The sequence below is a fragment of the Pseudomonas syringae genome, assembly GCF_002157375.1.
Taxonomy (GTDB): domain Bacteria; phylum Pseudomonadota; class Gammaproteobacteria; order Pseudomonadales; family Pseudomonadaceae; genus Aquipseudomonas; species Aquipseudomonas syringae_T.
The window spans coordinates 40,347-67,050 of sequence record NZ_MTSA01000002.1; the positions used below are offsets into that span (position 1 = coordinate 40,347).

Sequence of the window (26,704 nt, forward strand, 5' to 3'; positions counted from 1 at the left end):
CGTCGCATGCAAATGCCCTGTTTTCCCCGTGGACTCTAAACGCAACGCCCGGTCTGGCATTTGTCAGGCCGGGCGTTTGCCGCTTTCAGACGGTCAGGGTTTGGTCCCGGATCAGTAACAGGTAACAAACATGGCAAAAGAATACAGCCGTACCCAGCGTATCGGCGATCAGATGCAGCGCGAACTGGCGCAACTGATTCGTCGCGAAATCAAGGACCCACGTGTGGGCCTGGTCACTATCACTGCCGTAGACGTCAGCCGTGATGTCGGTCATGCAAAGATTTTCATGACGGTCATGGGGCAGGACAACGCAGAAGATATCGCGCAGACCATCAAGGTGCTCAACTCTGCCGCAGGTTTCCTGCGCATGCAGCTGGCGCGTGAAATGAAATTGCGCAGCGTGCCCCAACTGCATTTCCATTATGACGAAAGCGTTGTACGGGGTGCGCACCTCTCGGCCCTGATCGAACGCGCCGTGGCAGAAGACGGCCAGCATCAGGAAGGCCCGGTGTCGTCAGACGCCAAGCCTGAAAGTACCGAGGAATAAAGGGTGGCTCAGGTCAAGCGTATACGTCGCAATGTCAGCGGGATCATCCTGCTCGACAAGCCACTGGGCTTCACTTCCAATGCCGCGCTGCAAAAGGTCCGCTGGCTGCTCAACGCCGAGAAAGCCGGGCACACGGGCAGTCTTGATCCCCTGGCAACCGGTGTTCTGCCGTTGTGCTTCGGCGAGGCGACCAAGTTCTCTCAGTACTTGCTCGATTCGGACAAGTCCTACGAGACGCTGGCGCAGCTGGGCAAGACCACGACCACGGCCGACTCCGAGGGCGATGTTTTGCTCACGCGTCCGGTGACCGTTGGTCGCGACGATATTGAAGCCGTTCTGCCGGAATTTCGCGGGCAAATCAGCCAGATACCTCCCATGTACTCGGCCCTCAAGCGTGACGGGCAGCCACTTTACAAGCTGGCGCGTGCAGGGGAAGTAGTGGAGCGCGAGCCTCGTTCTGTTACTATTGCGCGCCTGGAATTACTTGATTGCGAAGGCGAGACAGCACGTCTGTCGGTGGATTGCAGCAAAGGCACTTATATCCGCACGCTGGTCGAGGATATTGGTGAAAAACTCGGTTGTGGGGCCTACGTCGCAGAGCTGCGTCGTACCCAGGCCGGGCCTTTCACACTGGCTCAGACCGTCACGCTGGAAGAGCTTGAGCAAGTGCATGCCGATGGCGGCAATGAAGCGGTAGACCGCTTTTTGATGCCTTCGGACAGTGGCCTGCTCGACTGGCCCTTGCTGAAGTTTTCCGAGCACAGTTCGTTCTACTGGTTGCATGGTCAGCCAGTACGCGCTCCGGACGCGCCGAAGTTCGGCATGGTACGGGTGCAGGATCATGAAGGTCGCTTCATCGGTATCGGTGAAGTCAGCGAAGACGGGCGCATTGCGCCGCGTCGTTTGATTCGGTCAGAGTGACCGAAACCAGTCCATTGGCAGGCTAGCCTGCCAATGGGGTGGAACGAGGATGGCTGTTAACAGGCACGGTCATATCTCATTTTTTAATACGAGGTTTCGTCCTCGGCCTGTTGGAAACGTTTCTCCGGAAGCGCTTCCCTGAAATAAGGATTGCCCACATGGCACTCAGCGTTGAAGAAAAAGCTCAGATCGTAACCGACTACCAGCAAGCTGTTGGTGATACAGGTTCGCCAGAAGTGCAAGTTGCACTGCTGACCGCCAACATCAACAAACTGCAAGGCCACTTCAAGGCCAACGGTAAAGACCACCACTCGCGTCGTGGCCTGATCCGTATGGTAAACCAGCGTCGCAAGCTGCTGGATTACCTGAAAGGTAAGGACGTTAGCCGTTACAGCGCCCTGATCGGTCGTCTGGGTCTGCGTCGCTAATAACGACGTTGCTAGAGGTTGGTTGTCTGTCATGATCCGTCGGGTTTGCCCGGTGGTGATGGCAGGCTCCCAGCCTCAAGTTTTATCTGGACTGTGGAAGGGGCCGATTCCCCACATTGCCCAAGAATTCGCAAGAAACCAGTTCCCCAAGAGCCACAAAGAAAGGTAGGAAACCGTGAACCCGGTAATCAAAAAGTTTCAGTTCGGTCAATCGACCGTAACCCTCGAGACAGGCCGTATCGCCCGTCAAGCCTCTGGCGCAGTATTGGTCACCGTTGACGACGACGTCAGCGTACTTGTGACTGTGGTCGGCGCCAAACAGGCTGACGCTGGCAAAGGCTTCTTTCCTCTGTCCGTTCACTATCAGGAAAAAACCTACGCAGCCGGCAAGATCCCCGGTGGTTTTTTCAAGCGTGAAGGCCGTCCTTCCGAGAAAGAAACCCTGACCTCGCGCCTGATCGACCGTCCGATCCGTCCGCTGTTTCCCGAAGGCTTCATGAACGAAGTGCAGGTTGTCTGCACCGTCGTGTCCACCAGCAAGAAAATCGATCCGGACATCGCTGCGATGATCGGTACGTCGGCTGCCCTGGCCATCTCCGGCATCCCGTTCGACGGTCCGGTCGGTGCTGCGCGCGTTGCTTTCCACGAAAGCACCGGCTACCTGCTGAACCCGACTTACGAGCAACTGCAGGCTTCGAGCCTGGACATGGTCGTAGCCGGTACTTCCGAAGCTGTTCTGATGGTCGAATCGGAAGCCAAAGAGCTGACTGAAGACCAGATGCTGGGCGCCGTGCTGTTCGCCCACGACGAATTCCAGGTCGTCATCAACGCCATCAAGGAACTGGCTGCCGAAGCCGCCAAGCCTACATGGGACTGGCAGCCCAAGCCTGAAGCGACCGCACTGTTGGGCGCTATCCGTGCCGAGTTCGGCGACGCGATCTCCCAGGCTTACACCATCACCGTCAAGGCCGACCGTTATGCGCGTCTGGGCGAGCTGAAAGATCAGGTCGTTGCCAAGCTCGCTGTTGAAGAAGGCAGCCCGTCTGCCAGCGAAGTCAAAGCCGCTTTCGGCGAAATCGAATACCGCACCGTTCGCGAAAACATCGTCAACGGCAAGCCGCGTATCGATGGTCGCGACACTCGCACTGTCCGCCCTCTGAACATCGAAGTCGGCGTTCTGCCAAAGACTCACGGTTCGGCACTGTTCACCCGCGGCGAAACTCAGGCGCTGGTCGTTGCCACGCTGGGTACTGCGCGTGACGCACAGTTGCTCGACACCCTTGAAGGCGAGAAAAAAGACCCGTTCATGCTGCACTACAACTTCCCTCCGTTCTCGGTGGGCGAGTGTGGTCGTATGGGCGGTGCGGGCCGTCGCGAGATCGGTCACGGCCGTCTGGCGCGTCGCAGTGTGCAGGCCATGCTGCCGGGCGCTGACGTGTTCCCGTACACCATCCGTGTGGTTTCGGAAATCACCGAATCCAACGGTTCCAGCTCGATGGCTTCGGTCTGCGGTGCTTCCCTGGCGCTGATGGACGCTGGTGTTCCGATGAAGGCACCGGTTGCCGGTATCGCCATGGGGCTGGTCAAGGAAGGCGAGAAGTTCGCGATTCTGACCGACATCCTGGGTGACGAAGATCACTTGGGCGACATGGACTTCAAGGTAGCCGGTACCTCCAAAGGTGTTACCGCGCTGCAGATGGACATCAAGATCAAGGGCATCACCGAAGAAATCATGGAGATCGCTCTGGGCCAGGCCCTGGAAGCTCGCCTGAACATTCTCGGTCAGATGAACCAGATCATCGGTCAGTCGCGTAACGAGCTTTCGGCCAACGCTCCTACCATGATCGCGATGAAGATCGACACCGACAAGATCCGTGACGTCATCGGCAAGGGTGGCGCAACCATCCGTGCAATCTGCGAAGAGACCAAGGCTTCGATCGATATCGAAGACGACGGCTCGATCAAGATCTTCGGCGAGTCCAAGGAAGCGGCTGAAGCTGCACGTCAGCGCGTTCTGGGCATCACCGCAGAAGCAGAGATCGGCAAGATCTACCTCGGCAAAGTTGAGCGCATCGTCGATTTCGGCGCATTCGTCAACATCCTGCCTGGCAAGGACGGTCTGGTTCACATCTCCATGTTGAGCGATGCTCGCGTCGAGAAAGTGACCGATATCCTGAAAGAAGGCGAGGAAGTCGAAGTATTGGTACTGGACGTGGACAACCGCGGTCGTATCAAGCTGTCGATCAAAGACGTAGCGGCTGCGAAAGCATCGGGCGTCTGATCGTCTAGCACTGCGTTTTGAAAAGGACTCTTCGGAGTCCTTTTTTTATGAGCGCAATTAAAGGGTTACGCCACAACCGCGCAAAATGCTTGATTCAAACATGCATCTTGCAAGCCCTGGAGGCCTCCAACGGGCAATCTGCACGATTCGATAAAACGAATAAAAATATAACTGCATGATTTAAAAGGGTTTTTTGTGATCATCTGATTTGGCACAGCGCTTGCGATATAACCATTAACCCTGCAGCCACAACGCTGGCGCAGTTTTCGAGAAAAACAGGAGTTATCGTATGAAGAAGTTCGCTATCGCTGCCGCTACCGCAACTGCCCTGACTCTGACCATGGCTAACGCTGCTTTCGCACAGACCTCGGCTCAAGCGCCAATGGTTCTGGCAGCCAACACCACCACTCAAGAAGTCAAAGAAGATACCTCTGACACCTGGATCACCACCAAAGTCAAAGCTGACCTGCTGACTGAAAAAGGCATTCCTGGTTCGGACATCAAGGTTGAGACCAACAAAGGCGTGGTTTCCCTGTCCTCCATGGTAAAAGTGACTGAGGCGCAGAAAAACACCGCTGTTGCCATCACCAAGAAAATCAAAGGCGTCAAAGACGTATCGGCTGCTGGCCTGAAAGCCGAGTAATCGAACACTGCCCATGAACACCCGCAGTCATTGATTATTGATTGATGGAAGGTTCATGCGAGGCGACAAGGATGTTGCCATTACAGGCCCCGACTGAAGAGTCGGGGCCTGTTCTATTGTGGGCGGTAAAAAGGTGCAGCGGGCTGATTAACGACGGCGCTGGCTATCAATCCTGACCAGACGCCCACCTTCAAAGTGCAGGTATTGATACATGCCATTGTCGGGGCCATAGACCCACTCCTCAATCCTGACAGTTTCCGACCTGCGATAGTTGGCGCTGAAGGTTTCCTTCGTGCCGATGACGTCCTGACTGATGGGCTCGCCGCACTTTTGCTGAACCTCGAACGTCCTGTCCCCGGTACTGACCAATTGACTGCCGCAGCGCAAGGTCGACGCTGCATGTACAGGCAAAGCGGCTACTCCCGCTGCCAGGGCCAGCGTCAGGTTGATCAGCATGTTGCTTCGAATGTGTGGCAACGAATTTACTCACTGTCCAGGTGCAGCGGGCTGATGACTTTACCGTCCGGCTGGGCCTGACCAAGCCGTGCGTCTACAAAGTAGACCCGCGCGTCTTCCAGTTTGCCCTTGTCCACAAGGTAATCCTTGATGCTGCTGGCTCGGCTTTGGCCCAATTCGCGCAGCAGCACTTCATTGCTGCTCCAGAATTTGAGTACGGCAGCGCGCATCTGGCCTGCACGTTGTTCCTTGCCCAGGTTGGCCCACTCGGCGGGTGGTTGCTGCTTCAGGCGGGTTCGGTAGATACCTTCGAGCATCGGCGCTTTTTCAGCGTCCGGAACGTCTATCAGGCCGGCTTTGGCCGGGACCTTGTCACCCCGGCGCTGGAGAATCTTGTAATACGTGTACTGGTATTCCCGCTCCAGCCGTTGCTGAGCAATCAACGGGCCGTCGCTGCTGGCAGCGCTGGTGCCTTCGATCTCCAGCTTGAGGTCCGGACGCTCCTTGAGCGCCACGGAGAGCTTGTCCAGCGCGTTTTGCGCCTCTGCCGACAAGTCACTGGAGCCTGGAGCGAAACTGACGCTGCCGAGGTCCTCGGAGCTGCCGCCCGAGACGAGGCTGCCAAGCATCTTGAACGGGGCCTGTGCCGCGCGCAGCACCAGATTGCGCAGGGTTTGCCAGACGATTGGCATCACGCTGAACTGAGGGTTGTTGAGGTCGCCTTCAATCGGCAGCTCAAGCGAAATTTGCCCCTTGGTGTCCTTGAGCAGCGCGACAGCCAGACGAATCGGCAGGTCCAGCGCATCCGGGCTTTCGACCCGCTCACCCAGTTGCAGCTGCTCGATCAGCACTTTGTTCTGGGCCTTGAGCTGGCCTTTGGTGATCAGGTAATGCAGATCCAGGTTGAGCCGGCCCTTGCGAATCCTGAAGCCCGCGAACTTGCCGGAGTACGGTGTCAGGTTGGTCAGCTCGACACGCTTGAAGCTGGTGGTGATATCCAGGCTGGCCATCGGGTCGAACGGGTTGAGGCTGCCTTTGATGGTTACCGGCGCATAACGATCCACCTTGCCTTCGATGTTGACCGGGGCAGGGGTGGCCTTTCGGTTGTCGATGGTGCCGACGCGACCGTTGAGCTGCTGCACCGCCGTGGCGAAGTTGGGGGTCAGGGTCATGTCGGCAAAGTTTGCCGAACCGTCCTTGATGTTCACTTCGCCGACGTAGATCGCCAGTGGGTTTTCCTTGCTTGCCTTGGGTTGCGGTCTGGCCTTTTCACGCGGTGATGCGGCCTTGTCATCCGGCTGTGGAATCAGCAGGTCATCGACGTTGGTGGTGCGGTCTTCGTTGATCATGAAGCGCGCATAAGGTTGACTCATGTTCACCCTGGCAATCGAAAGCCCTGTGCCGTGCTGGTAATCCAGCCCTTCAAGCTCCAGTTGCTGCCACTTCAGGAAGTCGCGCTGTTTGAGTGTGTCCAGCGTGTGAAGCTGGTTGACCTGGGCTTTCCCCGTCACGCTGAACGCCAGCGGCTCGGTACTTTTCAGGTTCACTGCCAGGTCACTGCCCAGCATGCCGCTGCGCAGTTCAAGAAGAATGAAGGGGCTGATGTAGGCCTGAGCCACCCGCAGGTCGATATCACGCGTGGTCACATTCAGCCGCGCACTCACAGGATTCAGGTTCACATCGCCGGACGCGGTGAGGTTGCCTTGTTTGCCCAGGCCCGTGTCGAGCTTGAGGGTGAAGGGCGAACCGTTGAGGCTGTCGAAATTCTGGATATCCACATTCAGCGGGCCGACATCCAGCGCCACCGGCTCTTTAGGTGCGCGATCCGCCAGATGGACCATGTAGTTGCGCAGTTGCACGTCGCGTAACAGCACTTGCCAAGGCTTGCTGTGCGTTGCCGGTTGAGCGCTGGCAGTGGCAGATGCCGGTTCGGCGGCCTTTTCATCCACCGCCGGTTTTTGAGGCGACGCAGACGTGCCCGGCTGACTGGCGAACAGTTTCTGCCAGTCCAGTTGGCCGTCGGCTTCCCGCGCTGCCCAGGTTTCCAGTTTCTGGCTGCGAATCTTGCCGACATTCACTTTCTGTCTGGCCAGGTCGACCGATGTTTCGCTTACATCCAGGCGTTGCATGCGCACCAGAGGGCGACCATCAGGCGTATTCAGCGCGAAGGGGGCGACGCTGGCCGACAAAGCAGTCAGTTGAAGCTCGGTTTTTTCAGCAAGGTCGAGTTTGTAAGCGGTGCTGAAATTCAGCACGCCATCCTCAAGTGCCAGCGGCAGCGCATCACGCACATAAGGCCACCACAGCTTCATCTTGCCGTCAGTGACTTTCAGGGTGCCCTCTGAAGTGATCGGCACCAGACTGATACGGCCCACCCAGTCGATCTGTCCGCCGTCCGGGCCTGCCGCGACCAATGTCATGTCGGCGTTGTCTTCAGGCAGGGTGCTGAGGTTCTTGAGTTCGAAATTCAGTGCGTCGTAGAGGAATTCGATGGGCTTGCCGGGGCGCATGTCCTGGAAATGCACGTAGCCGTCGGCCAGCTTGATTTCACCAATGCGCAGCGGGAACGGTTTGCTCGGCGGTTCATCCTTTACCGGCTCACTGGCGGGCAGCTTGAACAGTTGCGCCAGGTTGAATGCGCCTTGCTTGTCGAACAGCAACTCGGTTTTGGCTTTGGTCAGCTCGACGCGTTGCAGATGCAGGGCGCGGGTCCAGAGGCTGTCGATTTGCAGATTGGCGTACAGCTTTTCAAAGGCGACCTGTTCTTTACCGGGTGTCCCGATGTTCAGGCCCCACAGCGTCAATTCCAGGGTGTAGGGATTGAATTCCAGACGCTCCAGCTTTGCCGGTGCGGTCGAGTAGTTGGCCAGTTGCTGGTTCGCGATCTGCAGAGCGACACCGGGAAGGATGAAAAACCCCAACAAGCTGTAGAGCACAAACAAGGCCAGCAAGGAGCCAAGTGTGCGTTTCAATCCTCTGGACATGGGCAACGGCGTCTCTCTCTTTCGGAGGTGCTTGGAGTATGGCACGCCTGGTCGGTTCCCAAGGCACTGCCGCTCAGGCTTGTAGGATATTTCCTGATTAAGCGGCTGGTTTCAGCAACCGAGTGTCAGCGCCGGATCAGAGTTGCAGAATCAGCGTCTTCAGCGGTGGCTGCCCGTCCTTCGACGGGAAGTCTTCGGCAGGTTGTATCACCTGACAGTCGCGCACCGGGCGGCCTGCTTTGGTAGCGCAACGCAGCACTTGCTCGCGCCAGTCCTGCAGGCTGACTTTCGCCATATTGTTACAGCAGATCAGCACGCCATCTTCTGCGGTGGCCAGCAGGGCGGGTTTGAGCAGGCTTTGATAATCGCGCAGCAGGTCGACGGTCCCGAACGCACTTTTGGCCCAAGCGGGTGGATCGAGCAAAACCAGATCGTATTGGCGCTGATCGAGTTTTACATGGCTTGGCAGCTTCTGGCTGCGTCGGGCGGCGACCGGCAGGCCCGCAAGTTGACGGATGGCCGGAAAGTAATCCGACTGGATAAATTGCATGGCCGGCAATTGCGGATTGAGCGCGCCGTTCTCGCGGCCCACAGCCAGATTGCCCTCGGCAAAATCCAGATTGCACACTTCGCTCGCGCCACCGGCAGCGGCACTCAGGCCAACGCCGCAGGTGTAGGCGAACAGGTTCAGCACGCTCTTGCCCGCACTGTGCCGCTTCACCCAGCCACGTGTGTTGCGCAGGTCGAGAAACAGCAGCGGATCCTGGCCGGCATGCCGACCGCGAACCCGGTAATTGAGCCCCCATTCATGACCGACATGGTCGGCCAGCGCTGCGTCGTCGGCTTTGTAGACAGCGTCCTGGCGATCCACCCGGGAGTTGCCTTGCGAGCGGTCGTTGTAAACCAGCAGGGTTTCCATGCCCAGATGAACATTGACCTGTTCATGCAGCCCGAGCAGCGCATCGCGCTCCAGACGGGTATGAAAGCTCTGCACCAGCAATTGCGGGCCATAGCGGTCGATGGTCAGGCCGCTGGCGCCTTCCTGGCTGCCATGAAACAGTCGATAGCAATCGGTGCCTTGCTGGTGCAGTTCGGCAAGCAGCGGCTGGCGATGTTCGAAGGCTGCGCTGAGCGCCTGATTCAGGGAAGACATGCTGAGCGCCTCAGGCTGGAATTAGGCGCGGGAGTTTACCAGTTACCGGGCGCCAGAGGTTTTTGCTGTCCACGGTGTGCTTTGTTCGTGAGGGGCTGTCACACAGCGCCAACATTCCCCTGCTACGTTGCTTTTTTGCCTGTCAGCGAGGGGATAACCGTGAGCCAGTTCGATCTCAAGCGTCGTCGTGTCATCCAGGCCGTCGGGGCCGTTGGGGCGGGTTTGCTGCTGCCGGGGGTGGCGCCGGCCGTCATCGCGTCAGTTCAGGACCGGCCGAAAATGATGGACGGTGTTCAGTCCGGTGACGTGTTCGGCGACAAGGCAATCATCTGGAGCCGCAGCGACCGGCCCTCGCGCATGGTGGTCGAGTGGGACACGCGAAGTATGTTTACCCAGCCACGACGTGTGGTGTCGGCGCTCGCCGATCAGCGCACCGACTTCACGGCGCGCGTCGAGTTGAGCGGGCTGCCGGTCGATCAGGCGATTTTTTACCGTGTTTCGTTTGAAGATGCACAGAGCGGCGTGGCCAGCGAACCCTGGTTCGGTCATTTACGCAGCATGCCTCAGGAGCGTCGTGACATCCGGTTCGTCTGGAGTGGCGACACAGTGGGGCAAGGCTTTGGCATCAACCCTGATATTGGCGGGATGCGGATCTACGAAGCCATGCGCCTGCGCTTGCCTGACTTTTTTATCCACAGTGGCGACACCATCTACGCCGACGGTCCGGTGCCGGCGCAGATCACCGCCGAAGACGGGCGTATCTGGCGCAACATCACCACCGAAGCGAAAAGCAAGGTGGCAGAGACCCTCGACGAATACCGTGGCAATTATCGCTATAACCTGATGGATGAAAACCTGCGCCGCTTCAATGCCGAGGTGCCGCAGGTCTGGCAGTGGGACGACCACGAAGTCACCAACAACTGGTCGCCCAGCAAACAGCTGGATGACCGTTACACGGTCAAGGATATTCAGTTGCTGTCCTCGCGTGCCCGCCAGGCATATCTGGAATACGCGCCGCTGCGCCTGCAAGAGGCGGACAAGGGCGGACGCATCTACCGCAAGATTCCTTATGGCCCGATGCTCGACGTGTTTGTCCTCGACATGCGCAGCTACCGCGACGGCAACGACGCCAACCTCGCCGACAAGCCTGGCCCGACCACCGCCTTTCTCGGCCGCGAGCAGCTCGACTGGCTCAAGCGCGAACTCAATGCCTCACGTGCGCAGTGGAAAGTGATTGCCGCTGACATGCCCATCGGCCTGGGTGTGCCGGATGGCGAGGTCAGCCCCGGCGTGCCACGTTGGGAAGCCATCGCCAATGGCAATAATGGCCCGGCGCTGGGGCGCGAGCTGGAGGTTGCCGAGCTGCTGGCTTACCTGCGCGCGCAGAAGATTCGCGACTGTGTCTGGCTGACCGCTGACGTTCATTATTGCGCCGCGCATCACTATCAACCGGACCTGGCGGTGTTCCAGGATTTCGATCCCTTCTGGGAGTTCGTGGCCGGGCCTTTGAATGCGGGCAGCTTCGGGCCTAACGCGCTGGACAAGACATTCGGGCCGGAACTGGTGTTCCAGAAAGCGCCGCCCGCGCAGAACACCTCGCCTTTCGCGGGTTATCAGTTCTTTGGCGAAGTGAATATCGACGGACAAACCGGCGAGATGTCTGTCGCCCTGCGCGATCTGGACGGCGTCTCGGTGTTCGAGCGTAAATTGCAGCCTGCCAAGGAGATCAGTCGAATCGTCTGACGGCAGGCAGTGGCGGGGTGCGCAGGCCGTCAGGAAATTCCTTGCAACACGCCCGTCATGGGTGGCTTATCATAAGCTACCTAACGACGGGACCGGGTGCGTGGCATGCTGGCTATTTTTCTCGAAACCCTGAACATCACCGCCCCGGTGTTTGCCATGTTGTTCCTGGGCGTATTCCTCAGGCGCATCGGTGCCATCAACGACGGGTTCATTGTCGCTGCCTCGGGGCTGGTGTTTAACGTCACCATGCCTGCGTTGCTGTTTCTCGGCATCATCCATGCCGACCTGCGCACCGCACTCAAACCCAGCCTGCTGATTTTTTTCAGCGCGGCAACACTGCTGAGTTTCGCTTTTGCCTGGGGCTGGGCGATCTGGCGTTGCCCGTATGAAGAACGAGGCATCTACGTTCAGGGCGCGTTTCGCGGCAACAACGGTGTGATCGGGCTGGCGCTGGCGGCGAGCATGTATGGGCCGGTGGGGATTTCCCTGGGGGCGATTCTCGCGGCGCTGGTCATCGTGTTCTACAACACGCTGTCGACCGTGGTTCTGGCCGTCTACAGCCCGGTGATCAAGTCCGACCCCTGGAGCATCTTCAAGAGTGTGCTGGCCAACCCGCTGATCATCAGCGTGCTCATCGCGTCGCCGTTCGCCTATTTCAGCATCGGTCTGCCCAAATGGCTGGAGACGTCGGGCAGCTATCTGGCGCAGATGACGTTGCCTTTGGCGCTGATCTGCATCGGCGGCACGCTGTCGCTGACATCCTTGCGCAAAAGCGGCAAGCTGGCCGTCAGCGCCAGCGTCATGAAGATGATCACCTTGCCATTGCTTTGCACACTGGCCGCCTGGCTGTTGGGCTTCCGAGGCCCGGAACTGGGCATTCTGTTTCTTTATTTCGGCAGCCCGACTGCCGCCGCCAGTTACATCATGGCGCGCACCGCCAACGGTAACTACGAACTGGCCGCAGCGATCATCGTCATCACCACGCTCGCCGCAGCGGTCACCACTAACGTGGGGATTTTCATTCTGCAATGGGGCGGCTGGATCAATCCGGCTTGACGTAGCTGTCGATCACTTCCTGCGCGGCCCGAAACGCATCGATGGCCGCTGGCACACCGGCGTACACCGCGCAGTGCAGCAGCGCTTCACAAATTTCCTCGACCGTGCAGCCGTTGTTCAGCGCGCCACGCACATGGCCCTTCAATTCTTGCGGGCATTTGAGGGCGGTGAGGGTGGCCAGGGTGATCAGGCTGCGGGTTTTCAGCGGTAAGCCTTCCCGGCTCCAGACGCTGCCCCAGGCGTGTTCGTTGACGAAGTCCTGCAGCGGCTGACTGAAATCGGTGGCGTTGCCCAGGGCACGGTCGACGTAGACATCGCCCATGACCTGGCGACGGATCTGTTCGCCGTCGCTGATTTTTTTGTCTGTCATGGCGTTTTCCTCTGATCAGTGTGGGTTTGCATCAATGCTGGCGACGCCAGGCGCGGACGGTTCGCCAGGCAACGATAAGGCCCAGCACCGGCAACACGAAAGTGAGCATTCCGCTTTCAAGCCGGCTGGCCAGCGCCATGCCGGTGCTGATCGCCAGAATATGCAGGCCGTAGGTCAGGTACAGCGCCAACAGCAGCAGGCCCTCGATCCGGTCGATCCGGTAGCCGGAATAAAACAGCGGCACGCACAGCAGCGAAACGCCCAGCATGACGGGCAGGTCGAATACCAGCGCGTTCGGCGAAATGGTCAGCGGCACCGGGGCGACCAGCGCGGTGACGCCCAGCACCCCCAGCAGATTGAACAGATTGCTGCCGATCACATTGCCCACCGCGATGTCGCGTTCGCCACGCAGCGCGGCAATCAACGACGTCATCAGCGCGGGCAGGGAAGTGCCGATGGCGATAACCGTCAGGCCGACAATGCGCTCGGAAAGCCCCAGGTGGATTGCCATGACCACCGAGGCACTGACCAGCAGGTGTCCGCCGGCAGTCAGCATCAGCAACCCCACGACAAGCATGGCGATGCGTGTGAAGGTGCGGGGTTTTTCCGTCGTCGCGGCGTTGCCATGACGTGGGGTATGGCCACCTTGGCGGATGATGATGATCAGGCAGACCAACAGGCCGGTCAGCAGCAGTGCGCCGTCGAACTGGCTGAATTCCCCGCTCCACGAAAGACCGATAGCCAGCAGGCACGCGCCGATCATCAGCGGGATATCCACACGCACCACCTGGCGTGCCACTCGCAGCGGAATGATCAGCGAGCACAGGCCAAGGATGACCAGCACATTGAAGATATTGCCGCCAATGACGCTGCCAACGGCGATGTCTGTGTTATCCGAAAAAGCGGCTTGCAGGCTGACCGCCATTTGCGGCGCACTGGTGCCCATCGCCACGACGGTGAGGCCGATGATCAATGGCCTGACCTTGAAAATGGCCGCCAGATGCACCGCTGATCGCACCGAAAGCTCTGCTCCGATCAGCAGCAACAGCAAGCCGCTGAGCATTTGAATCAGCGCGGGGGCGGGCAGGGCCGATAGCTGGAGAATAGGGGGTGTCCTTGACTGAGGTTAATCGAGGGCCTGGACGCGAACAGGTGCGGTGCCGCTGCGCAGCATACCCAGTTGTTCGGCGGCTTCGCGAGAGACATCGATCAGCCGACCGCGCGTATGGGGGCCGCGGTCATTGATGCGGACGACCACCGACCGGTCATTGTCCAGGTTGGTGACCTTCACTCGCGTCCCGAACGGCAGTTGTCGATGGGCTGCGGTCAGGGCATTTTGATTGAAGGGTTCGCCGCTGGCCGTGCGGTTGCCATGATGGCGAGCACCATAATAAGCGGCAGTGCCGGTTTCGTCATAACCGTGAGGGTCGATGATGTGATTGGCACAGCCAGCCAGCAAGGTCAGCAGGCTGCTGGCAAGAAGAAGTCGGCGCATGGAGAGGGTCCTGGGTGCCAGTGGGGTTGAGTTCTGCAAGATCTACCTGACGCTCGTGCCAATGTTCTGCGTGATATACAAAACTGGTGCGAGCTTGCCCGCGAATAGGTCGGTATAGCCCCAAGAGACAGGGCGCCTGGACATCGTCTTCGCGAGCAAGCTCACTCCCCACAGGGATCTGCAGTCCGCCTGGTGCTACGGTTTCAGACCCGTTTTCCCGGCTCATCGAGACTTATGCATGACGATGAGCCCGGAGCGTGGGGCAATCAACCCTCCAGTTTGGCCTTCAGCAGTTCGTTGACCTGCTGCGGGTTGGCTTTGCCTTTGGAGGCTTTCATCGCCTGACCGACGAAGAAGCCGAACATCTTGCCGCGCTTGGCTTCGTCAGCCGCACGGTACTGTTCGACCTGTTCCGCGTTGGCGGCCAGTACTTCGTCGAGCATCGATTCGATGGCACCGCTGTCGGTGACCTGCTTCAGGCCGCGCTTCTCGATGACTTCATCGGCGCTGCCTTCACCATTGGCCATCGCTTCGAAGACCATTTTCGCGATCTTGCCCGAGATAGTGTTATCGGTGATGCGCTGGAGCATGCCACCCAGTTGCTCGGCGCTGACCGGCGACTGGTCGATTTCGACACCCTGCTTGTTCAACAGGCTGCCCAGTTCGACCATGACCCAGTTGGCCGCCAGCTTGGCATCGCCGCCGATGCTGACCACTTTTTCGAAATAATCGGCCTGCTCGCGGCTGGAAGCCAGCACGCTGGCGTCATACGTCGACAGACCGAACTGGCTCTGGAAGCGCTCGCGTTTCTGCGGTGGCAATTCGGGCAGTGTGGCGCGGGTTTCTTCGAGGAACGAATCTTCGATGATCACCGGCAACAGGTCCGGGTCGGGGAAGTAACGGTAGTCGTTGGCTTCCTCCTTGCTGCGCATGGCGCGGGTTTCGTTGGTGTTCGGGTCGTACAGACGCGTCTGCTGAATGACCTTGCCACCGTCCTCGATCAGATCGATCTGGCGCTGTATCTCGCTGTTGATCGCCTTTTCGATGAAACGGAACGAGTTGACGTTCTTGATCTCGCAACGGGTGCCGAACTCGACCTGGCCCTTGGGGCGAATCGAGACGTTGCAGTCGCAACGCAGCGAACCTTCGGCCATGTTGCCATCACAGATGCCCAGATAGCGGACAATCGCGTGGATCGCCTTGACGTAGGCCACGGCTTCCTTGGCGCTGCGCATGTCCGGCTCGGAAACGATCTCGAGCAGCGGTGTGCCGGCGCGGTTCAGGTCGATGCCGGTCATGCCCTGGAAGTCTTCGTGCAGGCTTTTGCCAGCGTCTTCTTCAAGGTGCGCGCGGGTGATGCCAATGCGCTTGACCGTGCCGTCTTCCAGCGGGATATCCAGGTGGCCCTTGCCGACGATCGGCAATTCCATCTGGCTGATCTGATAGCCCTTGGGCAGGTCAGGGTAGAAGTAGTTCTTGCGGGCGAACACGTTGTGCTGGCCGATCTCGGCGTCCACCGCCAGGCCGAACTTGACGGCCATGCGCACGGCTTCCTTGTTCAGCACCGGCAATACGCCCGGCATGCCCAGATCCACAAGGCTGGCCTGCGTGTTGGGCTCGGAGCCAAACGTGGTGGCGCTACCGGAAAAAATCTTTGATTGGGTCGAAAGCTGGGTATGAATCTCCAGCCCGATGACGACTTCCCATTGCATGTGTTTCTCCTCAGAAGCCTTCAGGTGCGCGAGTGTGCCAGTCAGTGACTTGCTGATACTGATGCGCCACATTCAAGAGACGGCCTTCCTGGAAATACGGGGCGAGCAGTTGCACGCCGACCGGCAGACCTTCGACAAACCCTGCTGGCATGGACAAGCCGGGCAGGCCCGCCAGGTTGGCGGTGATGGTGTAGAAGTCTTCCAGGTATTCGGCAATCGGGTCGTGGGTCTTGGCGCCGATTTTCCAGGCCGGGTTGGGCGTGGTCGGGCCGAGGATCACGTCCACTTCGGCGAATGCGCTCATGAAGTCATTCTTGATCAGGCGACGGATTTTCTGCGCCTGCAGGTAATAAGCGTCGTAGTAACCGGCCGACAGCGCGTAAGCGCCCACCATGATGCGACGCTGGACTTCCGGGCCAAAGCCTTCGGCGCGCGAGCGCTTGTACAGGTCGGTCAGGTCTTTCGGGTCTTCGCAGCGGTAGCCGAAGCGCACGCCGTCGAAGCGCGACAGGTTGGACGAGGCCTCTGCCGGGGCGATGACGTAGTAGGCCGGGATGGCATGCTGCAGATTCGGCAGGCTGACTTCTTTGACGATGGCGCCGAGTTTTTCCAGCTCCTTGACGCTTTCATGCACCAATTGCGCGATGCGTGGGTCCAGGCCCGCGCTGAAATATTCTTTCGGCACACCGATACGCAAGCCTTTGAGCGAGGTATTGAGGCTGGCGGAATAGTCCGGGACCGGCTCGTCGATGCTGGTGGAGTCCTGTGGGTCGAAACCGGCCATGCCCTGCAGCAGCAGCGCGCAGTCTTCGGCAGTGCGCGCCATCGGACCGGCCTGATCGAGGCTCGATGCGTAGGCAATCATGCCCCAGCGCGACACACGACCATAAGTCGGTTTGAGGCCGGTGAGGTTGGTCAGCGCAGCGGGCTGGCGAATCGAACCGCCGGTGTCGGTGCCGGTCGCGGCGGGCAGCAGGCGAGCCGCGACCGCAGCCGCCGAACCGCCGGAGGAGCCGCCAGGCACGCATTCCAGATTCCACGGGTTTTTCACCGCGCCGTAGTGGCTGGACTCGTTGGCCGAACCCATGGCGAATTCGTCCATGTTGGTCTTGCCCAGCGTCACGGTGCCGGCCGATGCAAGGCGCGACACGACGGTCGCGTCGTACGGGGCCTTGAAATTGTCGAGCATCAGCGAGCCGCAACTGGTGCGGATGCCCTGGGTGCAGAACAGGTCCTTGTGCGCCAGCGGGGCACCGAGCAGCGGGCCGTTTTCACCGGCAGCGCGACGGGCGTCCGCCGCCTGGGCCTGAGTGATGGCCAGGTCTTCGGTGAGGCTGATGAAACTGTTGAGCTGCGGGTCGAGCTGTGCGATACGCGCCAGCAGAACCTGGGTCAGCTCTTCAGAAGAAAACTTTTTTTCGGCGAGTCCGCGAGCGATCTCGGCCAGAGTCATTTGATGCATGCAGGCGCTTTCCCTTACTCGATGACTTTCGGAACCAGATACAGACCGTCCTGGACCGCTGGTGCGATGGCTTGGTAAGTGTCGCGGCGATTTCGCTCGGTGACCGCGTCTTCGCGCAGACGCTGGGTGGCTTCCAGCGGATGAGCCAGTGGTTCGATGCCGCTGGTGTCGACCGCCTGCATCTGATCGACCAGGCCGAGAATGCTGTTAAGTGCTTCGGTAGTACGCGGGATATCGGCGTCATTGAGGCCCAGTCGGGCCAGATGAGCGATTTTTTCCACGTCGGAGCGTTCAAGCGCCATGGGGTATCTCCAGTGGAAGGCTGACGGATTTGCTTTGTTGCCAATTGCGGAACACTATCGCGTTATGACTGTCTCAAGCCGCTAACGTCGAGGGTAGTGTTCGGAAAACCGCCAATTTAGCATATTGGCTCCTTGCCCAAAATCCCTGTCGTTGTTAGAGTTTGCCGCACTTTTTTTACCACGCGTTCCCTAGGGTCCCTTTCCCATGTTCAAGAAACTGCGTGGCATGTTTTCCAGTGATCTATCCATCGACCTGGGCACTGCCAACACCCTTATCTACGTGCGTGAGCGCGGTATCGTTCTGAATGAACCCTCTGTCGTTGCCATTCGTACTCACGGCAACCAGAAGAGCGTCGTCGCTGTCGGTACCGAAGCCAAGCGCATGCTGGGCCGTACGCCAGGCAACATTGCAGCCATTCGTCCCATGAAAGACGGCGTCATTGCCGATTTCAGCGTCTGCGAAAAAATGTTGCAGTATTTCATCAACAAGGTTCACGAAAACAGTTTTCTGCAGCCTAGCCCTCGTGTGCTGATCTGCGTTCCGTGCAAATCCACACAGGTCGAGCGTCGCGCCATTCGCGAATCGGCCCTGGGTGCAGGCGCACGTGAAGTATTCCTGATCGAAGAGCCGATGGCTGCTGCGATCGGCGCCGGTCTGCCGGTGGAGGAAGCTCGCGGTTCGATGGTGGTCGACATCGGCGGCGGCACCACCGAGATCGCCCTGATCTCCCTCAACGGTGTGGTGTATGCCGAATCCGTACGTGTGGGCGGCGACCGCTTCGACGAGGCGATCATCACTTACGTGCGTCGGAATTACGGCAGCCTGATCGGCGAATCCACAGCCGAGCGCATCAAGCAGGAAATCGGTACTGCCTATCCGGGCGGTGAAGTGCGTGAAGTCGACGTTCGTGGCCGTAACCTGGCTGAAGGCGTACCTCGTGCATTCACCCTCAACTCCAACGAAGTGCTCGAAGCACTGCAGGAGTCGCTGGCGACCATCGTTCAGGCAGTCAAGAGCGCGCTGGAGCAATCGCCTCCGGAACTCGCTTCGGACATCGCCGAGCGCGGCCTGGTGTTGACCGGTGGCGGCGCGTTGCTGCGTGATCTGGACAAACTGCTGGCTCAGGAAACAGGCCTTCCGGTGATCGTCGCCGAAGACCCGCTGACCTGTGTAGCCCGCGGCGGTGGCCGTGCGCTGGAAATGATGGATAAGCACACCATGGATCTGCTCTCCAGCGAATAATTCGCCGGGGTGCCTTCCACGGAGTCTTTTGTATGCAGGTGGCGTATGTGCTACCTGTATGCATCAGGCTGACGCCGAAACAGGGTGCCTATCCCTCTCATTTGTCCGGGCCGGTTACATACCGCATGAATAATTGCCAATTGAAGTTCGATCCAACGATCGCATGCCTGGGAGGAGCGGCCTATTAAACCGCTTTTCACAAAAGGCCCGTCGCTGGGTGTTCGTCTGCTGGTGCTGGCCGTTCTGTCGGTGGCGTTGATGGTTGTCGACGCCCGCTTTACGATCCTCAAGCCCGTGCGCAGCCAGATGTCGATGGTACTCATGCAGTCCTACTGGATTGTCGATCTGCCGCAACGGTTGTATCAAGGCGTTGCCAGTCAGTTTGGCAGTCGCACCGAACTCATCGCTGAAAACGAAAAACTCAAGACCGAAGCCCTGCTCCTGCAAGGCCGCCTGCAAAAGCTGGCGGCACTGACCGAGCAGAACGTTCGTTTGCGCGAGTTGCTGAACTCTTCAGCGCTGGTCAATGAGAAGGTCGAGGTCGCCGAATTGATCGGCATGGACCCGAACCCCTTCACTCATCGCATCATCATCAACAAAGGCGAGCGCGACGGCGTTGTGCTTGGCCAGCCGGTGCTCGATGCGCGTGGCCTCATGGGGCAGGTTGTCGAGCTGATGCCCTATACCTCGCGGGTTCTGTTGCTGACCGACACGACCCACAGCATTCCGGTGCAGGTCAACCGCAACGGCCTGCGCGCCATCGCCAGCGGCACCGGTAACCCGGAGCGTCTCGAGCTTCGACACGTGGCGGACACGGCAGACATCAAGGAAGGCGATCTGCTGGTCAGTTCCGGTCTCGGTCAGCGGTTCCCGGCGGGTTACCCGGTGGCCACGGTCAAGGAAGTCATTCACGACTCCGGCCAGCCCTTCGCGATTGTTCGCGCCGTGCCCACGGCTGCCTTGAACCGTAGCCGTTATCTGTTGCTGGTGTTCTCTGACGGTCGTTCGCCCGAAGAGCGGGCTGCCGATGCCGCACAGGCTCAGGAATCTATCGACAAGGGAATCGAACCCACAGTGATGGCGACCTTGCCGCCGCCTGCGCCGGCGCTCCCGATGTGGCCGCAAGCGACCATCCCGGTATTCCCTGGCAGCGCAGCCGCCCATAAAACCGCAGCTCATCCGACGACGCCTGCACCTGTTGCCGTGCCAGCGACCCCGGCGAAGCCCGCTTCGCGGCCTGCTTCGTCCCGGCCGCCTGCCACAACGCCTTCCACCGGTCGGGAGCCTATCGATGGTTAGTCATGTTTCCGGACGCAATGGCTGGGTGGTCTGGCTGACGTTCGCGATCGGCCTGCTGCTGAGCGTTTCGCCGCTGCCGCAGTTCATGGAAATCTTTCGGCCCTTGTGGCTGGCCTTGCTGCTGACCTTCTGGGTTCTGGCGCTGCCGCACAAATACGGCATGACCACCGCGTGGATACTCGGGCTGATGGAGGATGTGCTGTACGGCACATTGCTTGGCCAGAATGCGCTGATCCTCAGCCTGATTACGTTCCTTGTGATGTCCTTGCAGCAGCGCCTGCGCATGTTTCCCATGTGGCAGCAGTGTCTGGTGCTGTTGGTGGTGTTCGGCCTGGCGCAGCTTGCGCAGCTCTGGCTGAGTGCATTGACCGGTAACCGGCAGCCTACGTTGGCGCTGGTGCTTCCCGCGCTGGTCAGTGCGCTGTTGTGGCCCTGGATTAGTTATGGCCTGCGTGGATTGCGCAAACGTTTGAAAATCAATTAAGCGCAAGGTGAGCGTGACGCCCCGCAGCGTCGTCCTTCGCGCTCACCCGCACAGACACGGAGATGTCCTTATGCCCTCGCTTTATCTGGCTTCTGGCTCGCCGCGCCGCCGCGAACTTCTGACTCAGATCGGTGTGCCCTTTACCGTTCTGAGCGCTCGGATTGACGAAACTCCTCTTGATCACGAAACCCCTGCGGCCTATGTCGAGCGTCTTGCGCGCGGCAAGGCTGAGGCCGGATTGGCGTTGCTGCCGGTTGATCAGCACGCTTGCGTGATGGGCGCTGACACAGCAGTGGTGCTTGATGGGCGCATTCTTGGCAAGCCGGTCGATGAAGCAGATGCCCTGGCCATGTTGATTGCTTTGTCCGGACGCGAACACCAGGTGATGACGGCCGTCGCGCTCTGTGATCGGCAACGCAGTGAAACCCGTAGGGTGACCAGCCTCGTGCGTTTTCGCCCGATTCAGGCCCATGAGGCGCAGACCTATTGGGCCAGTGGCGAACCGGCCGACAAGGCCGGCGGCTACGCCATTCAAGGATTGGCAGCGATTTTCGTCGAAGGCCTGCAAGGCAGCTATTCTGGGGTGGTTGGTCTGCCTCTGTGCGAAACCGCAGAACTGCTCGGCCGTTTCGGCATACCCTGCTGGCAATGCCTGGAAGGTGACAAGTCATGAGTGAAGAGATCCTGATCAACATCACCCCGATGGAATCGCGGGTGGCCGTGGTAGAAAACGGTGTGCTGCAAGAGGTGCATGTCGAGCGCACCCAGCGGCGGGGCATCGTCGGCAATATCTACAAAGGCAAGGTCGTGCGGGTGCTGCCCGGCATGCAGGCAGCGTTCATCGACATCGGTCTTGATCGTGCGGCGTTCATTCATGCATCGGAAATTTCCATGCGCGAAGGCCCTGCCGTCGAGAGCATTGCGTCGCTGGTGCATGACGGCCAGAGCCTGGTCGTGCAAGTCACCAAAGACCCTATCGGCAGCAAGGGCGCACGCCTGACCACGCAATTGTCGATCCCCTCGCGCTATCTGGTGTACATGCCGCGGACCGCCCATGTCGGCATTTCTCTGAAAATCGAGGACGAGGCCGAGCGCGAGCGGCTCAAGAAAGTGGTCAGTGATTGCGTCGCCCTTGAAGGCATCAAGGAGGCTGGCGGCTTTATCCTGCGCACCGCTGCCGAAGGGGCGGGTGCCGACGAAATCCTCATGGACATTCGTTACCTGCGCAGGCTCTGGGATCAGATTGCCGAGCAGATCAAGACCGTCAGTCCGCCCACCGTGATTTACGAAGACCTCGGTCTGGCGTTGCGTACCCTGCGCGATCTGGTCAGCCCGCGCATCGAGAAAATCCGTATCGACTCCCGGGAAACCTTTCAGAAGACCACGCAATTCGTGGCTGAACTGATGCCTGAAATTGCCGACCGTCTCGAGCATTATCCCGGCGAACGGCCGATCTTCGATCTGTACGGTGTCGAGGACGAAATCCAGAAAGCCCTTGAACGCAAGGTGCCGCTCAAGTCGGGCGGGTATCTGGTGGTCGATCCGGCCGAGGCGATGAGCACCATCGATGTCAACACCGGGGCGTTCGTGGGGCATCGCAACCTGGAAGAAACCATCTTCAAGACCAACCTGGAAGCGGCAACCGCCATTGCCCGCCAACTGCGCCTGCGCAACCTAGGCGGCATTATCATCATCGACTTCATCGACATGGAAGACGGTGAACACCAGCGTCAGGTGCTGCGCACGCTCGAGAAGCAACTGGAGCGCGACCACGCCAAGACCAACATCATCGGCATCACCGAGCTGGGTCTGGTGCAGATGACCCGCAAGCGTACCCGTGAGAGCCTTGAGCAGGTGCTGTGCGAACCCTGTCATTGCTGCGCAGGGCGCGGCAAGCTGAAAACACCCGAGACCATCTGTTACGAGATATTCCGTGAAATTCTGCGAGAAGCCCGGGCCTATCAGGCTGTGGGTTATCGCGTTCTGGCCAACCAGCGCGTGGTGGACCGATTGCTGGACGAAGAATCGGGCAATGTGGCTGAACTGGAGAGCTTTATTGGCCGGACCATCCGTTTTCAGGTAGAAACCATGTACTCGCAGGAACAATACGACGTGGTGCTGCTCTGAGGGTGCTGACCGTGTGAAAAGTGACAACGAGCGCCCGAAGGGTTTCTGGCAGGTATGCCGTTTTATCGAGAATGATGTGTGGCAAACGAGCAAAACCTGTACTTGACCGCACCTGCACAGTTGGGCCGGAATCAATTCGCCGATTCGAGTTTTTGCATCCCGCAACGGAGGGCATCCTGAGATGGGACGTCTTCCTCGCATCGTTGCCACGCTGACTCGCTGGGGCCTCAGCCTGTGCGCATTGCTGCTGGTGCTCGCGGCGTTGTATGTCAGCCTTGGACGCCAGCTCACGCCGCTGGTCGCCGAATACCGTGTCGATGTAGAAACCAGAGCCGGCAGTGCGCTGGGCATGCCGCTGAGCATCGGCCGCCTGGAGGGTAGCTGGAGCCGATTTGCCCCGGTCTTGCTGGCCCACGATGTGATGATCGGTGAGGGCTCGAAGGCCTTGCGCCTGGACCGCGTGCGGGTGGTTCCCGACCTTTGGAAAAGCCTGCTGGCCCGCGACGTGCGAATCGCCCACCTTGAAGTAGACGGTCTGCAGTTCATTCTCAAGCAGGATCAGGACGGCCACTGGGCAGTGCAGGGCTTGCCGGTACGTGACGACAGCCCGTTCGACCCCGAGCAGGTATTCAATCAGATGCAGACGGTCGAGCACCTGTCGCTGCTCGACAGCCAGGTGACGGTGCAACCGTTTGACGCTGCGCCTCTGACCTTGACCTACGTAGACCTGAGCCTGACCACAGGCCGCTACCATCAGCGTCTCTACGCACGCCTGACCCTGCCGGACGGTCAGCCGTTGGCGCTGAACGTGCGCTCGCGCATCCAGGCCAGTCAGTGGAAAGACGGCGAAGCCGATGTCTACGCCAGCGTCCCGCAAAGCGACTGGGCCAAGTGGCTGCCGAAAAGCCTGACGCGTGAATGGACCTTGTCGACGCTGAAAGCCGGCGGCGAGTTGTGGATGAGCTGGGGCAAGGGCACCGTGCAAAGCGCCACTGCACGCCTCAATGCGCCGCAGATCAAAGGCGTTTACGCCGGTCGAAAGCCATCGACCGTTGATAATCTGGCACTCAACGCCTGGTTCGCCCGCACAGACGCAGGTTTCGACCTCAATCTCGATTCACTGGCAATGAGCCTGGGCAGCAACCGTTGGGAAAGCCGTTTGCAGCTGACGCAAACCGCCGCCACGCCGGACAGCGAAGAGCTGTGGCATGTGCAGGCTGATCGCCTGGACCTTACGCCGCTCACGCCGCTGATCGACTCCCTCGCACCTTTGCCGGAAAAAGCGATGGCCGTGGTCGACGGTCTCAACGTCAAGGGTGGGCTGCGTAACGTTTTGCTGGATTACCGTCCTCAAGCCACGGGTGACAAACGCCTCGGTTTCGCGGCCAATCTGGACAATGTCGGTTTCAATGCGTATCGCGGTGCGCCCGCCGCTGGAAACGTCAGCGGTGCGATCAGCGGTGATCTGGGGCAGGGCGAACTGCGGCTCGACACCAATGACTTCATGCTGCACCTGGACCCGATCTTCGCCAAGCCGTGGTTTTACAATAAAGCCAACGCGCGCCTCACCTGGAAGCTGGATGATCAGGCCTTCACCCTGATCGCCCCGTACATCAAAGTGCTGGGGGACGAGGGCAAGATCGCTGCGGACTTCCTGATCAAGATCCACCTCAGCCATGAACAGGAAGATTACATGGACCTACGCGTCGGCATGGTCGACGGCGACGGTCGCTATACCAGCAAGTACCTGCCGACCGAACTCAGCCCGGAACTCGATCACTGGCTGCGGACAGCGGTGGTGAGCGGGGCGGTCAAGCAAGGTTTTTTCCAGTACCAGGGGTCGCTGAACAAGAGTTCACCCGACACCGCGCGGGTCATCAGTCTGTTTTTTGATGTCAGCAACGCAACGCTGGCGTTCCAGCCGGGCTGGCCTTCACTGACCGGTGTCGATGGCAAGGTGTACGTTGAAAACAGCGGCGTGCGCGTGAAGGCGAGCAAGGGGCAGTTGCTGGACACCAGAATCAGCAACGTGCTGGTCAATATTCCCCACGTCCCGTCAGGGCAGGACAGTCACCTGTTGGTGGATGGCAATTTCTCCGGCAGCCTGGGCGACGGCCTGAAAATTCTTCAGCAAGCGCCGATTGGCACGGGCAGTACGTTTGCCGGATGGCAAGGCGAAGGGCCGCTGGACGGTAAGCTGAAGCTGGACATCCCGCTGGCCAAGGGCGTCGAGCCTAAAGTCCTGGTGGATTTCAGCACGGACAATGCGCGCTTGAAACTGGCCGATCCGGTGCTGGAGCTGACTCGACTCAAAGGCGACTTCCGGTTCGACAGCAATAGCGGGCTGAGCGGCAAGGGCATCAAGGCGCAGGCATTTGATCGCCCGGTGACCGCAGACATCGCCGCCGAGGGCAAGCCGGGCGCCAATGTGACGCGCATTGTGGCAAACGGCCAGATCACCGTGAAGAAACTGACTGACTGGCTGAGCGTCACTCAGCCGTTGCCGGTTTCCGGCGACCTGCCTTATCAGTTGCAGTTGACGCTGGACACCAAAGACAGCCCGATGTTGATCAACTCCACGCTCAAGGGCGTAGCGATTGACCTGCCTGCGCCGTTTGGCAAGACGGCCGATGAAGAGCGTCCGAGCGAATTTCGCATGACGTTGCAAGGCGCCGAGCGTCGACTGGGTGCCGCCTACGATAACCTCGCCAACTTTGCCTTCGCGGCGCCTGGCGGCAAGTTCGCCGACGGACGTGGCGAACTGTACCTGGGCCGGGGCGGGGCGATAGTGCCTGATGCCAAAGGCGTGCGGATCCGTGGCGAATTGTCTGAGCTGGACGTCGCGCCTTGGCAGGAGCTGGCAGCACGTTATGCCGGTGGTGATCCGGGTGGCAGCGCCAAGCAATTGCTCAGCAGCGTGGACTTGCAGATCGGCAAGCTGACGGCGATGGGCACGACGTTGAATGATGTGCGTGTTCAGTTGCAGCGCAACGCTGCAGCCTGGGCCTTGTCGCTGGACAGTGCGCTGGCCAAGGGCACTGCGCTGCTTCCGGACGCCAAGTCTGCGCCCATCGGCATCAACATGCTGTATGTGCGCCTGCCGGCTTCCGACCCGAAGGCAGCAGTGGTCGAAAACGCGCCCGACCCGCTGGCGAATATCGACCCGCGCAATATTCCGGCGCTGGACGTCAAGATCGCCCAGCTGTTTCAGGGCGACCAGTTGTTGGGTGCCTGGGCGCTGAAGATTCGCCCAACGCCTACCGGCATGCGTATGTCGGACCTGAGCCTGGGCCTCAAAGGCATTCTGCTGGAAGGTGACGGTGCGTGGGAAGGCGCACCGGGCGCCAGCAGCAGCTGGTTCAAGGGGCATCTGGCGGGCAAGAACCTGGCGGACGTGCTCAAGGCCTGGAACTTTGCGCCGACCGTGACCAGTGAAAGTTTCGAATTGAATGTTGACGGACGCTGGCCGGGGTCGCCTGCCTGGGTCGGTCTCAAACGCTATTCCGGCAGCCTGGATGCTACGTTGAACAGAGGGCAGTTTGTCGAGGTCGAGGGCGGTGCCCAGGCGTTGCGTGTATTCGGCCTGTTGAACTTCAACTCCATCGGTCGCCGTCTGCGGCTGGACTTCTCCGACCTGCTTGGTAAAGGTTTGAGCTATGACCGGGTCAAAGGGCTGTTGGTGGCCAGCGATGGCGTGTACGTCACGCGCAATCCGATCACCCTGACCGGGCCGTCCAGCAATCTGGAACTCAACGGTACGCTGGACATGGTTCGCGACCGGGTTGACGCCAAACTGCTGGTGACGTTGCCGGTGACCAACAACCTGCCCATCGCCGCGCTGATTGTCGGCGCGCCTGCCATCGGCGGGGCGCTGTTTCTGGTCGACAAGCTGCTGGGCGACCGGGTTGCCCGTTTTGCCAGCGTGCAGTACAAGGTCGAAGGGCCGTGGAAAGAACCGAAGATCACATTCGACAAGCCATTTGAGAAACCTCAGTAGC

At 59.7% G+C, this 26,704-nt stretch carries 22 protein-coding genes; 13 read left to right on the top strand and 9 right to left on the bottom strand.

Annotation, left to right across the window (positions count from 1 at the left end; all coding sequences use genetic code 11):
• Positions 1-130: 130 nt before the first annotated feature.
• The 5 genes from rbfA (at position 131) to BW686_RS02160 (ending at position 4,820) form a co-directional block, all read left to right on the top strand.
• The gene (rbfA, locus tag BW686_RS02140) at positions 131-547 is read left to right on the top strand and encodes a 30S ribosome-binding factor RbfA (RefSeq protein WP_084914006.1); all 417 of its coding nucleotides are present in this window, start codon (positions 131-133) and stop codon (positions 545-547) included.
• A 3-nt stretch (positions 548-550) separates the two neighbouring features.
• Entirely contained in the window at positions 551-1,468 is a 918-nt protein-coding gene (truB, locus tag BW686_RS02145; protein WP_084914007.1) for a tRNA pseudouridine(55) synthase TruB, read from the top strand.
• A 158-nt stretch (positions 1,469-1,626) separates the two neighbouring features.
• Entirely contained in the window at positions 1,627-1,896 is a 270-nt protein-coding gene (gene rpsO / locus BW686_RS02150; RefSeq protein WP_002555121.1) for a 30S ribosomal protein S15, read from the top strand.
• 175 nt (positions 1,897-2,071) lie between these two features.
• Positions 2,072-4,177: a polyribonucleotide nucleotidyltransferase gene (pnp, locus tag BW686_RS02155; protein ID WP_084914008.1), complete on the top strand. Its 2,106-nt coding sequence runs from the start codon at positions 2,072-2,074 to the stop codon at positions 4,175-4,177.
• Positions 4,178-4,466: 289 nt separating this feature from the next.
• Positions 4,467-4,820, top strand: a complete 354-nt coding sequence (locus BW686_RS02160; RefSeq protein WP_002555119.1) for a BON domain-containing protein — start codon at positions 4,467-4,469, stop codon at positions 4,818-4,820.
• 147 nt (positions 4,821-4,967) lie between these two features.
• On the opposite strand, the gene BW686_RS02165 is transcribed toward BW686_RS02160, so the two are convergent.
• From BW686_RS02165 to BW686_RS02175, 3 genes are all read right to left on the bottom strand, one after another.
• Positions 4,968-5,276, bottom strand: coding sequence for a DUF2845 domain-containing protein (locus BW686_RS02165; RefSeq protein ID WP_084914009.1), 309 nt, complete (start codon positions 5,274-5,276; stop codon positions 4,968-4,970).
• 26 nt (positions 5,277-5,302) lie between these two features.
• Entirely contained in the window at positions 5,303-8,260 is a 2,958-nt protein-coding gene (locus tag BW686_RS02170) for a DUF748 domain-containing protein (RefSeq protein ID WP_179149145.1), read from the bottom strand.
• A gap of 136 nt (positions 8,261-8,396) precedes the next feature.
• Entirely contained in the window at positions 8,397-9,413 is a 1,017-nt protein-coding gene (locus BW686_RS02175; protein ID WP_084914011.1) for a class I SAM-dependent rRNA methyltransferase, read from the bottom strand.
• A 159-nt stretch (positions 9,414-9,572) separates the two neighbouring features.
• Here BW686_RS02175 and BW686_RS02180 point away from each other — a divergent pair, with 159 nt between their 5' ends.
• Together BW686_RS02180 and BW686_RS02185 are read left to right on the top strand one after the other, a co-directional pair.
• Entirely contained in the window at positions 9,573-11,156 is a 1,584-nt protein-coding gene (locus BW686_RS02180; protein WP_084914012.1) for an alkaline phosphatase D family protein, read from the top strand.
• Positions 11,157-11,261: 105 nt separating this feature from the next.
• Entirely contained in the window at positions 11,262-12,212 is a 951-nt protein-coding gene (locus tag BW686_RS02185; RefSeq protein ID WP_084914013.1) for an AEC family transporter, read from the top strand.
• Here the strand turns inward: BW686_RS02185 and BW686_RS02190 are convergent.
• From BW686_RS02190 to gatC, 6 genes are all read right to left on the bottom strand, one after another.
• Complete coding sequence (locus BW686_RS02190) at positions 12,199-12,582, bottom strand: carboxymuconolactone decarboxylase family protein (RefSeq protein ID WP_084914014.1); 384 nt, start codon at positions 12,580-12,582, stop codon at positions 12,199-12,201. The two genes, BW686_RS02185 and BW686_RS02190, sit on opposite strands and share 14 nt — an antisense overlap.
• Positions 12,583-12,613: 31 nt before the next feature.
• Positions 12,614-13,645, bottom strand: a complete 1,032-nt coding sequence (locus BW686_RS02195) for a calcium/sodium antiporter (protein ID WP_084914015.1) — start codon at positions 13,643-13,645, stop codon at positions 12,614-12,616.
• Between the two features lie 63 nt (positions 13,646-13,708).
• The gene (locus tag BW686_RS02200; RefSeq protein WP_084914016.1) at positions 13,709-14,077 is read right to left on the bottom strand and encodes a septal ring lytic transglycosylase RlpA family protein; all 369 of its coding nucleotides are present in this window, start codon (positions 14,075-14,077) and stop codon (positions 13,709-13,711) included.
• A 266-nt stretch (positions 14,078-14,343) separates the two neighbouring features.
• Positions 14,344-15,789, bottom strand: coding sequence for an Asp-tRNA(Asn)/Glu-tRNA(Gln) amidotransferase subunit GatB (gene gatB / locus BW686_RS02205; RefSeq protein ID WP_084914302.1), 1,446 nt, complete (start codon positions 15,787-15,789; stop codon positions 14,344-14,346).
• A gap of 10 nt (positions 15,790-15,799) precedes the next feature.
• Positions 15,800-17,251 (bottom strand): Asp-tRNA(Asn)/Glu-tRNA(Gln) amidotransferase subunit GatA, encoded by a 1,452-nt coding sequence (gatA, locus tag BW686_RS02210; RefSeq protein ID WP_084914017.1) that lies wholly within the window; start codon positions 17,249-17,251, stop codon positions 15,800-15,802.
• A 14-nt stretch (positions 17,252-17,265) separates the two neighbouring features.
• The gene (gene gatC, locus BW686_RS02215) at positions 17,266-17,553 is read right to left on the bottom strand and encodes an Asp-tRNA(Asn)/Glu-tRNA(Gln) amidotransferase subunit GatC (protein WP_032699716.1); all 288 of its coding nucleotides are present in this window, start codon (positions 17,551-17,553) and stop codon (positions 17,266-17,268) included.
• Between the two features lie 205 nt (positions 17,554-17,758).
• Here gatC and mreB point away from each other — a divergent pair, with 205 nt between their 5' ends.
• The 6 genes from mreB to BW686_RS02245 all read left to right on the top strand — a co-directional run bounded on the left by mreB (position 17,759) and on the right by BW686_RS02245 (position 26,703).
• Complete coding sequence (mreB, locus tag BW686_RS02220) at positions 17,759-18,796, top strand: rod shape-determining protein MreB (protein WP_002555108.1); 1,038 nt, start codon at positions 17,759-17,761, stop codon at positions 18,794-18,796.
• Between the two features lie 183 nt (positions 18,797-18,979).
• On the top strand, positions 18,980-20,095 hold the full coding sequence (mreC, locus tag BW686_RS02225; RefSeq protein WP_084914018.1) for a rod shape-determining protein MreC: 1,116 nt from the start codon (positions 18,980-18,982) through the stop codon (positions 20,093-20,095).
• A complete protein-coding gene (gene mreD, locus BW686_RS02230) occupies positions 20,088-20,579 on the top strand; it encodes a rod shape-determining protein MreD (RefSeq protein ID WP_003364106.1) in 492 nt (163 codons plus the stop codon). Before mreC ends, mreD begins: the two co-directional genes overlap by 8 nt.
• A gap of 70 nt (positions 20,580-20,649) precedes the next feature.
• Positions 20,650-21,252: a Maf family protein gene (locus BW686_RS02235; RefSeq protein WP_084914019.1), complete on the top strand. Its 603-nt coding sequence runs from the start codon at positions 20,650-20,652 to the stop codon at positions 21,250-21,252.
• Positions 21,249-22,706 carry a ribonuclease G gene (rng, locus tag BW686_RS02240; protein WP_084914020.1) on the top strand — a complete coding sequence of 486 codons (1,458 nt, stop codon included), beginning with the start codon at positions 21,249-21,251 and terminating at the stop codon, positions 22,704-22,706. The genes BW686_RS02235 and rng overlap by 4 nt, the downstream gene beginning before the upstream one ends.
• A gap of 181 nt (positions 22,707-22,887) precedes the next feature.
• On the top strand, positions 22,888-26,703 hold the full coding sequence (locus tag BW686_RS02245) for a YhdP family protein (RefSeq protein ID WP_084914021.1): 3,816 nt from the start codon (positions 22,888-22,890) through the stop codon (positions 26,701-26,703).
• Position 26,704 lies beyond the last annotated feature (1 nt).